This window comes from Clavibacter michiganensis, assembly GCF_016907085.1.
Taxonomy (GTDB): Bacteria; Actinomycetota; Actinomycetes; order Actinomycetales; family Microbacteriaceae; genus Clavibacter; species Clavibacter michiganensis_O.
Genome location: NZ_JAFBBJ010000001.1, coordinates 2,062,703 through 2,076,186 on the forward strand (window position 1 = coordinate 2,062,703; position 13,484 = coordinate 2,076,186).

The 13,484-nt window shown below is 73.1% G+C and carries 15 protein-coding genes; 11 read left to right on the plus strand and 4 right to left on the minus strand.

The annotated features are described in order from the left end of the window. Nucleotides 1-6: 6 nt before the first annotated feature. Entirely contained in the window at nucleotides 7-873 is an 867-nt protein-coding gene (locus JOE38_RS09570) for an aldo/keto reductase family oxidoreductase (protein ID WP_204576016.1), read from the plus strand. 27 nt (nucleotides 874-900) lie between these two features. On the opposite strand, the gene JOE38_RS09575 is transcribed toward JOE38_RS09570, so the two are convergent. Continuing rightward, nucleotides 901-1,836: a LysR family transcriptional regulator gene (locus JOE38_RS09575; protein ID WP_204576018.1), complete on the minus strand. Its 936-nt coding sequence runs from the start codon at nucleotides 1,834-1,836 to the stop codon at nucleotides 901-903. A 90-nt stretch (nucleotides 1,837-1,926) separates the two neighbouring features. Between JOE38_RS09575 and JOE38_RS09580 the strand changes: the two genes are divergently transcribed. The 6 genes from JOE38_RS09580 (at nucleotide 1,927) to JOE38_RS09605 (ending at nucleotide 6,948) form a co-directional block, all read left to right on the plus strand. After that, nucleotides 1,927-2,904: a DMT family transporter gene (locus tag JOE38_RS09580; protein ID WP_204576020.1), complete on the plus strand. Its 978-nt coding sequence runs from the start codon at nucleotides 1,927-1,929 to the stop codon at nucleotides 2,902-2,904. Then, a complete protein-coding gene (locus JOE38_RS09585) occupies nucleotides 2,901-3,290 on the plus strand; it encodes a YidH family protein (RefSeq protein ID WP_204576022.1) in 390 nt (129 codons plus the stop codon). Before JOE38_RS09580 ends, JOE38_RS09585 begins: the two co-directional genes overlap by 4 nt. After that, the gene (locus JOE38_RS09590; RefSeq protein ID WP_204576023.1) at nucleotides 3,287-3,640 is read left to right on the plus strand and encodes a DUF202 domain-containing protein; all 354 of its coding nucleotides are present in this window, start codon (nucleotides 3,287-3,289) and stop codon (nucleotides 3,638-3,640) included. The genes JOE38_RS09585 and JOE38_RS09590 overlap by 4 nt, the downstream gene beginning before the upstream one ends. 113 nt (nucleotides 3,641-3,753) lie before the next feature. Next, complete coding sequence (locus tag JOE38_RS09595) at nucleotides 3,754-5,052, plus strand: ABC transporter substrate-binding protein (RefSeq protein WP_239544797.1); 1,299 nt, start codon at nucleotides 3,754-3,756, stop codon at nucleotides 5,050-5,052. A gap of 134 nt (nucleotides 5,053-5,186) precedes the next feature. Continuing rightward, on the plus strand, nucleotides 5,187-6,026 hold the full coding sequence (locus JOE38_RS09600) for a carbohydrate ABC transporter permease (RefSeq protein ID WP_204576025.1): 840 nt from the start codon (nucleotides 5,187-5,189) through the stop codon (nucleotides 6,024-6,026). A gap of 10 nt (nucleotides 6,027-6,036) precedes the next feature. Then, entirely contained in the window at nucleotides 6,037-6,948 is a 912-nt protein-coding gene (locus JOE38_RS09605) for a carbohydrate ABC transporter permease (protein WP_081840891.1), read from the plus strand. Between the two features lie 46 nt (nucleotides 6,949-6,994). Here JOE38_RS09605 and JOE38_RS09610 read toward each other — a convergent pair whose 3' ends face one another. From JOE38_RS09610 to JOE38_RS09620, 3 genes are all read right to left on the minus strand, one after another. Then, nucleotides 6,995-7,864 carry an SDR family oxidoreductase gene (locus tag JOE38_RS09610; RefSeq protein WP_204576027.1) on the minus strand — a complete coding sequence of 290 codons (870 nt, stop codon included), beginning with the start codon at nucleotides 7,862-7,864 and terminating at the stop codon, nucleotides 6,995-6,997. A gap of 275 nt (nucleotides 7,865-8,139) precedes the next feature. Continuing rightward, the gene (locus JOE38_RS09615) at nucleotides 8,140-9,030 is read right to left on the minus strand and encodes a carbohydrate kinase family protein (RefSeq protein WP_204576029.1); all 891 of its coding nucleotides are present in this window, start codon (nucleotides 9,028-9,030) and stop codon (nucleotides 8,140-8,142) included. Then, the gene (locus tag JOE38_RS09620) at nucleotides 9,023-10,021 is read right to left on the minus strand and encodes a LacI family DNA-binding transcriptional regulator (protein WP_239544798.1); all 999 of its coding nucleotides are present in this window, start codon (nucleotides 10,019-10,021) and stop codon (nucleotides 9,023-9,025) included. The genes JOE38_RS09615 and JOE38_RS09620 overlap by 8 nt, the downstream gene beginning before the upstream one ends. Nucleotides 10,022-10,188: 167 nt before the next feature. On the opposite strand from JOE38_RS09620, the gene JOE38_RS09625 reads away from it, so the two are divergent. From JOE38_RS09625 to JOE38_RS09640, 4 genes are read left to right on the plus strand one after another with little or no spacing between them, the layout of a single operon-like run. Further along, the gene (locus JOE38_RS09625; RefSeq protein WP_204576033.1) at nucleotides 10,189-11,280 is read left to right on the plus strand and encodes a substrate-binding domain-containing protein; all 1,092 of its coding nucleotides are present in this window, start codon (nucleotides 10,189-10,191) and stop codon (nucleotides 11,278-11,280) included. Nucleotides 11,281-11,282: 2 nt separating this feature from the next. Then, nucleotides 11,283-12,329: an ABC transporter permease gene (locus JOE38_RS09630; protein WP_204576035.1), complete on the plus strand. Its 1,047-nt coding sequence runs from the start codon at nucleotides 11,283-11,285 to the stop codon at nucleotides 12,327-12,329. After that, nucleotides 12,326-13,123 carry an ATP-binding cassette domain-containing protein gene (locus JOE38_RS09635; protein ID WP_043583835.1) on the plus strand — a complete coding sequence of 266 codons (798 nt, stop codon included), beginning with the start codon at nucleotides 12,326-12,328 and terminating at the stop codon, nucleotides 13,121-13,123. The genes JOE38_RS09630 and JOE38_RS09635 overlap by 4 nt, the downstream gene beginning before the upstream one ends. Further along, entirely contained in the window at nucleotides 13,120-13,413 is a 294-nt protein-coding gene (locus tag JOE38_RS09640; protein ID WP_204576036.1) for a putative quinol monooxygenase, read from the plus strand. Before JOE38_RS09635 ends, JOE38_RS09640 begins: the two co-directional genes overlap by 4 nt. Nucleotides 13,414-13,484: the final 71 nt, after the last annotated feature.

A 13,484-nucleotide genomic window follows, 5' to 3' on the forward strand; every position in this document is an offset into this window, starting at 1 on the left:
ATCGCCATGTCCACCGACCTGCCCGGAGGGCTCTTCCCCCTCGCCGACGACCTCACCGTCACGCGCTTCGGCTACGGCGCCATGCAGCTCGCGGGGCCGCGCGTGTTCGGGCCGCCCGCGGATCCCGATGCCGCCCGCGCCGTGCTGCGCGAGGCGGTCGCGCTCGGGATCACGCACATCGACACGGCCGACTTCTACGGACCCGGCCACACGAACGCGATCATCGAGGAGGCGCTGTTCCCGTACCCGGAGCGCCTGCACATCGTGACCAAGGTCGGATCCCTGCGCGACGAGAAGGGCCGCTGGCCGCAGGCGCTCTCCGCGGCCGAGCTCCGCCAGGCCGTGTACGACAACCTCACGCACCTGACGCTCGACGTGCTCGACGTCGTGAACCTCCGCGTCGGCGCCTTCGACAGCCCGACCGACGGATCCATCGAGGAGCCGTTCACGGCCCTGGCCGAGCTGCAGCAGGAGGGGCTGATCCGCCACCTCGGCGTGAGCAACGTCAGCCCCGCGCAGGTGGCCGAGGCCCGCGGGATCGCGCCGATCGTCAGCGTGCAGAACCACTACAACCTCGCCCGGCGCGACGACGACGCGCTCATCGACGAGCTGGCCGCCGACGGCATCGCGTACGTGCCGTACTTCCCGCTCGGCGGGTTCTCGCCGCTGCAGTCGGAGGTGCTCGCCCGAGTCGCCGCCTCGCTCGGCTCAGCGCCGCTGCCGGTCGCGCTCGCCTGGCTCCTGCAGCGGTCGCCGAACGTGCTGGTCATCGCGGGCACGTCGTCGGTGGAGCACCTGCGGGAGAACGTGGCGGGCGCGCGGATCCGGCTGCCCGAGGACGCGCTCGCGGAGCTCGAGGGCATCGGCGGCTGAGGCCGGGCCCCACGGGCGTGCGCCGCGTCAGGCCGCGCCGCCCCGCTCGGCGGCCTCGGCCGCGGCGTCCGCCACCTTCCGCAGCGCCGCCAGCACCACGCGGACGGGCGCCTGCGCGAGCGCGTCCGGCCGGGCGAGCACGTCGACGTGCCGCACGAGGGTCGGGCCGACGACCGGGCGCAGCACCATCCCGTCGACCGCGAGCGGGGCGCCGGTCGTGCGCGGCATCACGGCGATCGCGTCGCCGGCCCGCACGATCTGGGCCGCCACCGAGAACTCGTTGACGCGGTGGACGACGCGCGGCGCCTGCCCGATCAGCGCCCCGAGGTGGTCGAGCACGCCCGCGAGCGGGAATCCGGCATGGGTGGAGATCCACCGCTCGTCGCGCAGCATCTCCGGCGTGATGCCCGCGGACGACGCGAGCGGATGCCCGGCGTGCAGCGCGACGTCGAGCGGCTCCAGCAGGAGCGGCACGACCACGAGCCGGGCGGTCGGCCACGGCGGATCGTGCGGGAGGCGGTGCGCGACGACGAGGTCGTGATCCGCGGTGAGGCCCGCGAAGTCGCCCTGCGCCACGTCGGCGTCCGCGAGCGCGACGCGCGTGCCCGATCCCCCGGCGCCGGCCAGCTCGGCGAGCAGCGGTCCGAAGAGCGCGAGCCCGGCACTGTGGAACGCGGACACGCGGACGGCCCGGTCGTCCTGCGCGAGGAACGACCCGACGGCGTCGCGGGCGGCGGCGAGCGCCTCGTCCACGCGCGTCGACGCCGCGGCGAGCGCCTCCCCCGCCTCGGTGAGCACCAGGCGCCGTCCGCGCTTGACGGTCAGCGGCACGGGCACGCCGGCCTGCAGCGCGGCGAGCTGCTGCGAGACGGCGGACGCGCTCACGTGCATCGCGACCGCCACGGCCGCGACGCTGCCCCGGTCGCCGAGCTCGCGGAGGAGGCGGAGGCGAGCGGGATCCATGCTGCACTGTCTCACGCATGAGCCGCGGCTAACGCATCGATGAAGACGATGCCCGTCGATCTTCCGGGTCGCCTGCCGGACAGTGAGGGCATGGCATCCCGCATCCGCCCCGCACCCGTCGTCGACCTGCTGCTCCTGGCGGTCGCGGCCGTGTGGGGCGCGAGCTTCCTCGCGGCCAAGGACCTCGCGGCGGAGACGGGCGTGCCGGCGGCGGTCGCGCTGCGCTTCCTCGTCGCGGCGGCCGCGACCGGGCTGGTCTGCGTGGCCCGGCGCGAGCGCCTGCCGCGCGGTCGCGGCCTCCTGATCGCGGCGGCGCTCGGCTGCTCGCAGGCCGCGGTCATCGGGCTGGAGACGTGGGGCGTGCACCTGACGAGCGCGACCAACGCGGGTCTCCTCATCAGCCTGGCGCTCGTGATGACGCCCGTGCTCGAGGGCGCCGCGTCGCGGTCCTGGCTGCCGCGGTCGTACTTCGTCGCGGCCGTCGCGGCCGTGGTCGGCGTCGCGCTGCTCGTCTCCGAGGGCGGCCTGCGCGCGCCGACGCCGGGCGACGGGCTCGTGATCGCCGCGGCGGTCGTGCGGGCCGTGCACGTCACCGCGAGCGGGCGCCTCACGCGCGGGCGGAGCGAGGGATCCCTCGGCGTGGTCCTCGTGCAGATGGCCGTGTGCGCGGCCCTGTTCTCCGCGATGGCGGGGCCCGACCTGCCCGCGGCGGCAGCCTCGCTCGACGCCCGCGGCTGGGCCGGCGTCCTCTTCCTCGGGGTGCTGTGCTCGCTGTTCGCGTTCGCGGTGCAGCTGTGGGCCGTGCGGCGGACGTCCGCGTCGCGCGCGAGCATCCTCATGGGCACCGAGCCGGTGTGGGCGCTGCTGGTGGGCGTGGTCGTGGCCGGGGAGGCGATCGGGCCGGTCGGCGCTGCCGGCGCGGCGCTCATCGTCGCGGCGTCGTACGCGGGCCAGGCGATCGAGCGGCGGCACCGGGCGCGGATCGACACGGCGGTCGGCGCGGTCGGCCAGGATGGCGGCATGCCCTCGCGCGCCCCGGCCGACCGGTCCCTGGATCCCGCCGCATGACCGCCCCCGACCCCGGCTCGGCGCCGAGCGACCGCCGCTTCCCGCGGAGCGTCTACCGCGAGGGCGCCGAGCCCGACGTGCGCTTCACGCTCGCGAACGAGCGCACGTTCCTCGCGTGGATCCGCACCTCGCTCGCCCTGATCGCCGGCGGCGTCGCGCTCGAGGCGCTGGGGCTCGGCCTGCAGCCGGGCTTCCGGCTCGCGGCCTCGATCGTGCTGATCGTCACCGGCATCGCCGCGCCCGCGCAGGCGTGGATCGGCTGGATGCGCACCGAGCGCGCCCTCCGCCGCGACCGCCCGCTGCCGTCGGCCGCGCTGTCGCTTCCGCTCGGGATCGCCGTGGTCGCGGCCGGGATGCTCGTGCTGCTGGGCGTGCTGACGGCGTGAGCGCCCCGGATCCGACTGCCCGCCCGTCCGACCCCGGCCTCCAGCCCGAGCGGACGGCGCTCGCGTGGCGGCGGACGGCGCTGGCGCTGGTCGCCGGTTCCCTGCTCGGGCTGCGCGTGCTCCCCACGCTCCTCGGCGCGGCCGGCCTGGTGGTCGCCGCGGCCGGTGTCATCGCCGCCCTCGCCGTGCTCACGACCGCGCACCTCCGCTACCGGCGCGTGCACCGGATCCTCACCGCGGGATCCGTCGACCCCGGCACCGGCCTCCCCGGCGGCGCGCTCCCGGCGCTCGTGGCCGCCCTCACCGCGTGCGCCGGCCTCGCCGCGCTCTTCCTGGCGCTCGGACGCTGAACGGACAGCAGATCTGACGGATGCATCCGAGGGCGCCCCGGTTCCCTCGCCTGGGGTATTCAGTGGCGGTACATCGCGTCGACTCGGGCGATGCCCCATCGGAAAGGAAACCCATGGAACTCGACCGCCGACGCTTCCTCACCGCCACCGGCGCCGTGTCGCTCACCGCGCTCCTCGCCGGCTGCGCCGGCTTCAGCAAGCCCGCGACGTCCGCCGCCGCCGGCACCCTCACCTTCACGACCTGGGGCACCGACTCCGAGCTGGCCGGCTTCCGCGACCAGATCTCCCGGTTCCAGGACGCCAACCCCGGATCCACCGTCGCGCTCAACGCAGTCCCGTACGAGCAGATGTTCACGAACATCGACGCGCAGCTCCAGGCCGGCAACCCGCCGGACGTCTTCCGCGTGCCGTACTACACGTTCGGCAGCTACGCGGGACGCGGCCAGCTCCTCGACCTGAGCGACCACCTCGACGGCGACTTCGGCGACCGCTTCACGCGCGGCGCGTGGGCGGCCGTGCAGAACGAGGGCTCCCCCTTCGGCATCCCGCACCACACCGACACCACGGCGATCCTCTACAACAAGGCGCTCCTGGACGCCGCCGGTGTCACGGACATCCCCACCGCACTCGAGGATGCCTGGACGTGGGAGGAGTTCGACGCGGTCGCCGCGCAGCTGCGCGCGTCCCTCCCCGCTGACCAGTACCCGTTCGCCTACAACTGGCAGGGCAACGGGGTCACGCGCTGGCTCACCTGGCTGTTCGAGGCCGACGGTCGCTTCCTCACCGAGGACCTGTCCGACGCGGCCATCGACTCCGACGCCGCGCGCAAGGCCGTCGACTTCACGCGCGCCTTCTTCGCCAAGGGCTACGTGCCGGACAACGACACGATCAAGTCCTCCACCTACGCGCAGGACAGCTGGTACGCGCAGACCACGGCCATGGTCTTCTCGGGCGCCTTCTCCATCCCGGACGCCACCGACACGCTCGACTTCGAGTGGGGCGCGACCTTCGCGCCGCGCGACGTGCGCGCCGCGAGCGACTTCGGCGGCAACGCCCTCGTCGTGACCAAGGACACGGCGGATCCCGAGCTGGCCGCCGCCTTCCTGGACTTCCTCACCCAGGAGGACGCCATGCGCGCCTTCTGCGAGGGCGCGTCGCTGCTTCCCACGCGGCAGGACCTCATCGACTCGGGGATCGAGTTCGCCGTGCGCCCGGAGCTGGCGCCCGTCTACGTCGGCCAGGCCAGCACCGTGCAGGCGTCGGACTCGGGGCAGGTCGCCTCGCCATCGATGTCGCGCATCATCACGGTGCTGCAGGACGAGCTCGAGAAGGCGTTCACGAGCGACGCGAGCACGGACGACGTCGTGGCGGCGCTCAGCACGGGCATCGCGTCGGCCGTCCAGGCGGGCTGATGACGGCGGCACCCGGGGTCGCGCCCCGCGCGACCCCACCCGTCGGCCGGGGGACGGACGCCGGGAGGTCGACGCCCCGCCCGCAGCGGCCGGGGTCCCGTTCGCGCTCCCGCGGCGAGGCGGCGGTCGCGTGGATGCTCCTCACGCCGAACCTGTTCATGCTCACGCTCTTCGTGCTCGTACCGCTCGTCTGGGCCGTGTTCGTGAGCCTCCAGCGCACCGACGGCTTCGGCGGCGGCACGTTCACGGGCCTCGACAACTACCAGCGGCTCGTGTCCGATCCCGTGTTCTGGCGCTCGGCGGCCAACACCGTGCTCTTCACCGTGATCGTCACCCCGCTGTCGATGGGCCTCGGCCTCGGCGCCGCCGTGCTGCTCAACTCGGTGCTGCCGGCGCGCGGGCTCTTCCGCTCGATCCTCATCGTCCCGATGGCGATCTCGGGCGTCGCGACCGCGCTCATCGGCGTGCTCCTGTTCGACGAGAACAGCGGGCTCATCGACAAGCTCGTGCGCGCGGTCGGCCTGCCGGGTGTGCCGTGGCAGTCGGACGGGACGGCGGCGTTCGTCTCGATCGTGCTCATCACGCTGTGGTGGCGCGTCGGCTTCAACATGCTCATCTACCTTGCGGGCCTGCAGTCCGTCGACGCGGGCGTCTACGAGGCCGGTCGGCTCGACGGCGCGGGCGGCTGGCAGCGCTTCCGGTACCTCACGGTGCCGCTCGTGGGCCCGTCGTCGTTCTTCCTGCTGATCCTCAACGTCATCTACTCGTTCCAGGTCTTCGATCTGGTCTTCGTGATGACGGGCGGCGGGCCGGGCAACGCCACCAGCGTCATCGTCACGTACGCCTACGACCAGGGCTTCGTGACGCGCGACCAGGGCTACGCGGCCGCCATCGGCGTCGTGCTGCTCGCCGTCATGCTCGCCTTCACGGTGGTGCGCTGGTACTCCAGCCGCTCCCGGGACCTCGTGGATTGAGAGCCGCGCCATGACCACCGCACCCGTCGCGCCCGTGGAGCAGGAGGTCCGCCGCGCGCGGACCGCTCCCGACGCGCCCCTCACCCGCCCCGGCGCCCGCCGCGCCCGCGAACGCCGCCTCCGCGCGCTGCGGCTCCTCGCCGCCGTCGTCGTCTCGCTGATCATCCTGTTCCCGCTGTACTGGATGGTCGTCGTCGCCTTCTCCACGCGCGCCGACCTCCTCGGCGGGGCGCTGCGCATCTTCCCGACGACCCTCACGACGGCGAACTTCGAGCGCGTGCTCGACTCCTTCCCCGTCGCCACCTGGTTCGGGAACTCGACCGCGATCGCCCTCGTGGTCGCGCTCATCACCGTGACCATCAACGTGCTGGGCGGATACGCGTTCGCGCGGCTGAGGTTCCGCGGATCCAACGCCGTGTTCCTCGTCGCGCTCGCGACGCTCATGATCCCGGTGCAGGTGATCATGGTGCCGCTGTTCACGCTCGTCACCGGCCTCGACCTCTACGGCACGTACTGGGCCGTCATCCTGCCGACCGCAGCGAGCGCCTTCGGGCTGTTCCTCGCGCGCCAGTCCATCCTCGGGATCCCGACGGAGCTCATCGAGGCCGCGCGCATCGATGGCGCGAGCCACCTGCGCATCCTCCGCAGCATCGTCCTGCCGCTGTCCAAGCCGCTGCTCGCGGTGCTCTTCTTCATGAGCCTGCTGTCGACGTGGAACGACTTCTCCTGGCCGCTCATCGCGCTCAAGCAGAACGAGCTCTTCACGCTGCCGATCGGCCTGCTCTACCTGCAGGGCCAGTTCGGCTCCGACTACGGCGGCACGATGGCGTTCGCACTCATCAACGTGGCGCCGATGGTGGTGCTGTTCCTGGTCTTCCAGCGCTACTTCGTGCAGGGGTTCGCCCGCAGCGGGATCCGCTGACGCGACGCCCGGACGCCGCCGTGATCGGCATGCTGGCCGGGTCCCGCTAGGAGACGGGCCCGAGCAGCTCCCGCACGTAGTCCTCGTACGCGCGGGGCGCGTGCCCGAGGATGCCGCGGAGACGCGCGATGGCCCCGGGGCTCCCGATGAGCCCGTCCCGCTGGAAGCCGGAGTACATGCGCTCGTAGTCGTAGACCAGCCAGGACGGCATGGAGGCGAGGGACGCCTCGCGCCACGCCACCTGGTCGTCTCCCCCGTACGCCACCGTCCTCCCGAGGGCCTCGGACAGGGCCACGGCCGTCGCCTCACCGGTCCACGCGGCCGGGCCGACCACGTCGATCGGACCGGCGAGCTCCGTCCCCGGGGTCAGGGCGCTCACGGCGACCTCCGCGATGTCGCGCACGTCGACCCGCGAGACGCCCGTCCCGCCGAGCGGCTGCGGGTACACGCCGTCACGGATCGCGTCGAGGTACCAGACGTCGTTCTGGAAGAAGTTGTTGACCCGGAGGAAGCAGGCCTCGACACCGCTGTGCTCGAGGAGGGACTCCACCGCGAGCTTCGCCGAGTTGTGCGGCACCTGCGGCGCCCGGTCGAGGTCCTGGACGGACAGGTAGACGATCCGGCGGACGCCCGCCGCCACGGCATGGTTGACCGCGACGGTCGTCTCGTACAGCTCGGTGGGCGTCCCCGTCAGGGCCAGGAACACCTGCTCGACTCCGGCGAACGCCGGCATCGCGGCGAAGGGGTCGCCCAGATCGCCGACCACGCCCTCGACGCCGTCGGGGAGGTCTTCGAGCCGCCGCGCGTCGCGGCTCATGACCCGCAGCCCGGTCATCCCCCTGCGCAGGGCCTCGGCGATGACGGCCGAGCCGACCGTCCCGGTCCCGCCGATGATCAGGGTTCGTGCGTCGTCCATGGTGATCCTCCTCGTCTGCTTCGTCGGCGCATGGCGCAGGGCCCGCAGCCGCCTGCCGAGGAGGGGTGTCGCCGGCAGACGCGTCACGGAGGACGGCGATGACCTGCTCGAGCACCGCCGCCGAGGGCTGTCCGCTCGGCGGTTCGATCGATTCGTGCGCGTCGACGCTACGCCGCACGCGGGGGTCGGGCCGCGCGGATCCGCGCACCGGTACCCTGCGCCCTGCGCCCTGCGCCCTGCGCCCTGCGCCCTGCGAGCCTGCGCGCCTGCGCGCCTCAGGCCGTCGGCATCCGCAGCAGCGCGCCGTGCTCCCGGCAGGTGGCCGCGGCGATCGCCATGCAGGTGCGGAGCATCGCCTCGCCCTCCGCAGGGCTCCGCGGCGCACCCCGGCGCACGATGGCGTCGGCCGCGGCGGCGAGGCACGCGTCGCCGGCGCCCATGGTGTCGACGATGGGTCGCGGATCCGGCGCGATGCCCGCGGTGACGACCTCGCCGCCCTCGAGCTGCACGGACGCGCCGCGCGCGCCCTCGGTCGCCAGCACGAGGCGGCTGCCGGTCGCGTGCAGCTCCGCGCGCGCGTCGGCCAGCGCGCCCAGGCCGAGCAGCGCCGTGTCGTCGTCGCCGATCTTCACGAGCAGCGACTCCGCGGCCGCGCGCGCGAACCCGGCGCGGAACCGCGCGGCGTCGTGCAGCATGCCGGCGCGCGGGTTCGGGTCGACGAGGAGGCGCTCGCGCGGATCCCGCACGGCCGCCAGGAGCTCGTCGGCCTGCGCGTGGTCGTCGTACGGGAAGCAGCTGACGACCACGAGCGACGCCGCATCCAGCGCCGCCCGCTCCGCCTCGCCGATGCGCACGCGCCGGTTCCACGCGGCCTCGTTGAAGGAGTAGTGCGGCTCGCCGTCCTCGCGCTCGCTCACCGCGACGGAGGTCCCCGACGGGCCGACGGTGGCGATGAGCTCGACCCCGTGCGCGTCGAGCTCGGCGCGGATCCGGTCGCCGTGCGCGTCGTCGCCGACCATCGCGACGAGCTGCACGCGATGCCCGAGGATCGCGAGGCCGACGGCGACGTTGAGCGCGGCGCCGCCGACGAACGCGGTCTCCTCGCCGCCCTCGCGGATGAGGTCGATCAGGGCGTCGCCGACGACGACGATGGGCTGGTCATGCATGGCGGGGGACCTCTCCTGAGCCTCGGACGATGAGCGTGGTGGGGACGACGACGGTCTGCGCGGGGCCGGCGTCCCCGTCGAGCCGGGCGAAGACGCGCTCGGCGGCGGCGTGGCCGATGCCCGACGGGTCCTGCGCGATCACGGTGACGGCCGGATCCAGCAGGGCCGCCAGCGGCAGGTCGTCGAAGCCGACGAGCGCGATGCGCCGGTGGGCGTCGTGCCGCCGGAGGGCCGTGATGACGCCGATGGTGATGAGGTTCTGCCCGCTGACGATCGCGGTCGGCGGCTCGGGCAGGGCGAGCAGTCGCTCCGCGAGCGCCTCCGCCACGCGCTCGTCCCACGCGCCGTCGAGGACGAGCTCGGGCGCCACGGGCAGCCCGCGCCGCTGCATCTCCTCCACGAAGCCGCGCTCGCGCTCCCGGGCCGTGAAGATCTCCGGCCGGTCGCCGAGGAACGCGATCCGGCGGTGGCCCTGGTCGGCGAGGTGCGCGACGGCCCGGGAGATGCCAGCCGCGTTGTCGACGATGACCGAGTCGGCCTCGAGCCCGGCGGGCACGCGGTCGACGAACACGAGCGGGGTGCCGCGCGACGCCGCGACGCCGAGGTAGGCCTGGCTGGGCGCGATGGTGGTGAGGATGAGCCCGTCGACCCGGCGTGCCAGGAACGCGTCGACGGAGGAGCGCTCGCGCTCGGGGTCGTCGTCGAGGCTCGAGGCGAAGACGGCGACCCGGCGCTCCTTGGCCACCTCCTCGACCGCGCGATGCACGGCTCCCGAGAACGGGTTGGCCACGCTGCCGACGAGGAGGCCGAGCGTGTTGGTGCGCCTGTCGGCGCGGCGCAGGTTGCCCGCGTGCAGATCCGGCTGGTACTGCAGCTGCTCCACGGCGGCCTGCACCCGGGCGGTCATCTCCGCGGAGACGTTCGGCTCGCCGTTGACCACGCGCGACACGGTCTTGATGCCGACGCCCGCGAGCCGCGCCACGTGCTTCATCGTGGGGCGGCGCGTGCCAGACGGCGGATCGGGCGGGGATGACAACGGTGTCACGAATGGGTCTCGCTCTCTGCGCAATGGCTTGACCTTATCGGGTCCCACCCGGTAGACCTCTACCTGACAACGTTGTCGGGAGCGCGCTCCCACCCGAAGGACAGGATCCATCAATGACGAACCGATCCCCGCGCCTCGTGCGCACCATCGCCCTCGGCTCGGCGGCCCTCATCGCCGCGGGCGGGCTCGCCGGCTGCTCCAACTCCAGCGGCGGCTCCGGATCCGGCGGATCCGGCGACGTCGGCGTCTCGCTCATCGTGAAGACGACCACCAACCCCTTCTTCGTCGCGATGGAGGACGGCGCGAAGGAGGCCGCGGCGAAGGACGGCATCGACCTCACGCTCGCCGCCGGCAAGGCGGACGGCGACGAGGACACCCAGATCCAGGCCATCGAGAACGCCATCTCGAAGGGCGACAAGGGCATCCTCATCACGATCAACGGCCCGTCCGTCCTCGACGCGATCCAGAAGGCCCGCGACGCCGGCCTCTTCGTCATCGCGCTCGACACGGCACCCGACCCCGCCGACTCGGTCGACATCACGTTCGCCACCGACAACTTCGCCGCGGGCGAGTCCATCGGCAAGTGGGCGGCCGCGCAGCTCGGCGGCAAGAAGGCGACCATCGCCCTCCTCGACCTGTACGACGACAAGGCCATCTCGGTCGACTACAACCGCGACCAGGGCTTCCTCACCGGCATGGGCATCGACGTCGGGGACAAGGCCAAGAACGGCGACGAGGCGAAGACCGGCGACTACAGCGGCGGCGACTACGAGATCGTCGGCAACGAGGCCACGCAGGGCGCCGAGGACGGCGGCCGCACGGCGATGGAGACGCTGCTGTCGAAGGACCCCGACATCAACGTCGTCTACACGATCAACGAGCCCGCCGCGTTCGGCGCGTACCAGGCGCTCCAGGCGGCCGGCAAGGAGAAGGACGTGATCCTCGTCTCGGTCGACGGCGGCTGCGCGGGCGTCAAGAACGTGAAGGAGGGCGTCATCGGCGCCACGGCGCAGCAGTACCCGGTGAAGATGGCGCAGCTCGGCGTCGAGGCCATCGCCCAGCTCGCGAAGGACGGCACCAAGCCGGCCACGAGCGCCGGCCTCGACTTCTTCGACACCGGATCCGCGCTCGTCACCGACACGCCCGTCGACGGCCTCGACAGCATCACGGCCGACGACGCCGCGACGAAGTGCTGGGGCGAGTGACCGTGAGCCGGACCACCGCCGATCCGAACCCGCCCACCTCCGCGCTCGACCTCGCCAACGAGTTCCTCGACCGGCGCACGCCCCTCGACCGGATCCGCGGGGTGCTCCACCGCTACCCCGCCGTCAGCCCCGCCGTCGTGCTGGTCCTCGCGATCATCGTGTTCGGCCTGCTCAACGACCGCTTCCTCGATCCGGCCAACCTGTCGCTCGTCACGCAGCAGGTCGCCGTGGTCGGCACGCTCGCGGTGGCGCAGACGCTCATCATCCTCACCGCGGGCATCGACCTGTCGGTGGGCGCGGTCATGGTGCTCACCTCGATGGTGATCGCGCAGACCGCCAGCCAGAACGGCCTGCCGGCGCCCGCCGCGCTGGCCGCCGGGCTCGTCGTGGGCCTCGCGGCCGGCGCGTTCAACGGCCTGCTCGTGACGCGGCTACGGCTCCCCCCGTTCATCGTCACGCTCGGGACGCTGAACATCTTCGTGGCGCTCACGCTCCTCTACTCCAACGGCGCGACCATCCGCGGCGTGGACATGCCCGCCGCCCTCTCGTGGACGGGGCGCACGTTCGACCTCGCGGGAGTGAAGATCAGCTTCGGCGTGGTCCTCATGCTGGTGCTGTACGTCGTGGTCGCCTTCATCCTCGGCAAGACGGCCTGGGGCCGGCACGTGTACGCGGTCGGCGACGACAAGGAGGCGGCTCGTCTCGCGGGCATCAGCGTCAACCGCGTGCTCATGAGCGTGTACCTCGCGGCGGGGGCGATCCTCGCGGTCGGGGCGTGGATCGCGATCGGCCGCAGCAACGCCGCCAGCCCGAACGCGGGCGCCGACCTCAACCTCGACTCGATCACCGCGGTCGTCATCGGCGGCACGAGCCTGTTCGGCGGGCGCGGCACCGTGTGGGGCACCCTCCTCGGCGCGCTCATCGTCGGCGTCTTCCGCAACGGGCTCTCGCTCGCCGGGCTGGACGTGCTCTACCAGACCCTCGCCGTGGGCGTCCTCATCATCGTGGCGGTCTCCGTCGACCAGTGGATCCGAAAGGTGCGCAAGTGACCCTCACCGACCCGGCGGGGAGCGCCCCCGCCCCGACCCGCACGCCCGTGCTCGAGGCGAAGCGGCTCGTGAAGACCTTCGGCCGCGTGGTCGGCCTCGACGGGGTCAGCCTCGAGCTGTTCCCGGGCGAGGTGCTCGCGATCATCGGCGACAACGGCGCCGGCAAGTCGACGCTCATCAAGTGCCTCACGGGGGCGGAGACGCCCGACGAGGGCGAGCTGTTCCTCGACGGCAAGCCGGTGTCGTTCAAGCGGCCGCAGGACGCCCGGGCCGCCGGCATCGAGACGGTGTACCAGAACCTCGCCGTCTCGCCCGCGCTCGACGTGGCGTCGAACCTCTACCTCGGGCGGGAGAAGCGGAAGAAGGGGATCCTCGGCTCGGTCTTCCGCATGCTCGACACGGCCGGCATGCGCCGCGAGGCCAAGGCGGAGCTGACCGAGCTCGGCATCTCGACGCTGCAGGACGTGACCGTGCCGGTCGAGAACCTGTCCGGCGGGCAGCGGCAGGCGGTCGCGGTGGCGCGCGCCGCGGCGTTCGGGTCGAAGGTCGTGGTGCTCGACGAGCCCACCGCGGCGCTCGGCGTGCGCGAGTCGAACCAGGTTCTGGAGCTGGTGCGGAACCTGCGCGACCGCGGCATCCCGGTGATCCTCATCAGCCACAACATGCCGCAGGTGTTCGAGGTGGCCGACCGGATCCACATCCAGCGGCTCGGCAAGAAGGCCGCGACGATCACGCCGCAGTCGCACTCGATGACCGATGCGGTCGCGATCATGACGGGCGCGGCGACCGCATGACGGCGACGGTGCTGTACGCGGAGTTCACGGCACTGCCCGGGAACGAGGAGCGGGTGGCGCGCATGATCGCCGAGCTCGCCGAGCTCGTGCGCGCCGAGCCGGGCAACGTCGTGTTCGAGCCGTACCGGCGGGTGGAGGATCCAGCGCGCTTCGTCGTCCACGAGGTCTACCGCGACGAGGCCGCGTTCCAGGCGCACATCGGGGCGTCGTACGGCGCCGAGTTCAACGCGGCGCTCGGGCCGCTGATCGTGGAGGACGGGTCGCAGCTCACGTTCCTCGCGCCCGTCTGAGCCGCGCATCCTGCGCGCACCGCGGCCGCCCGGCGTCTCGACGCGCCGGGCGGCCGCGGTCGTGCGCCGCG

Bases quoted from the DNA above. Each gene is read 5' to 3' on its own strand.
- JOE38_RS09620 (WP_239544798.1), bottom strand. From the start codon at position 10,021: ATGAAGCACGTGGCGCGGCTCGCGGGCGTCGGCATCAAGACCGTGTCG.
- JOE38_RS09610 (WP_204576027.1), bottom strand. From the start codon at position 7,864: ATGGACGACGCACGAACCCTGATCATCGGCGGGACCGGGACGGTCGGC.
- JOE38_RS09575 (WP_204576018.1), bottom strand. From the start codon at position 1,836: ATGGATCCCGCTCGCCTCCGCCTCCTCCGCGAGCTCGGCGACCGGGGC.
- JOE38_RS09570 (WP_204576016.1), top strand. From the start codon at position 7: ATGTCCACCGACCTGCCCGGAGGGCTCTTCCCCCTCGCCGACGACCTC.
- JOE38_RS09600 (WP_204576025.1), top strand. From the start codon at position 5,187: ATGCTCCTCACGCCGAACCTGTTCATGCTCACGCTCTTCGTGCTCGTA.
- JOE38_RS09625 (WP_204576033.1), top strand. From the start codon at position 10,189: ATGACGAACCGATCCCCGCGCCTCGTGCGCACCATCGCCCTCGGCTCG.
- JOE38_RS09580 (WP_204576020.1), top strand. From the start codon at position 1,927: ATGGCATCCCGCATCCGCCCCGCACCCGTCGTCGACCTGCTGCTCCTG.
- JOE38_RS09640 (WP_204576036.1), top strand. From the start codon at position 13,120: ATGACGGCGACGGTGCTGTACGCGGAGTTCACGGCACTGCCCGGGAAC.
- JOE38_RS09605 (WP_081840891.1), top strand. From the start codon at position 6,037: ATGACCACCGCACCCGTCGCGCCCGTGGAGCAGGAGGTCCGCCGCGCG.
- JOE38_RS09615 (WP_204576029.1), bottom strand. From the start codon at position 9,030: ATGCATGACCAGCCCATCGTCGTCGTCGGCGACGCCCTGATCGACCTC.
- JOE38_RS09585 (WP_204576022.1), top strand. From the start codon at position 2,901: ATGACCGCCCCCGACCCCGGCTCGGCGCCGAGCGACCGCCGCTTCCCG.
- JOE38_RS09595 (WP_239544797.1), top strand. From the start codon at position 3,754: ATGGAACTCGACCGCCGACGCTTCCTCACCGCCACCGGCGCCGTGTCG.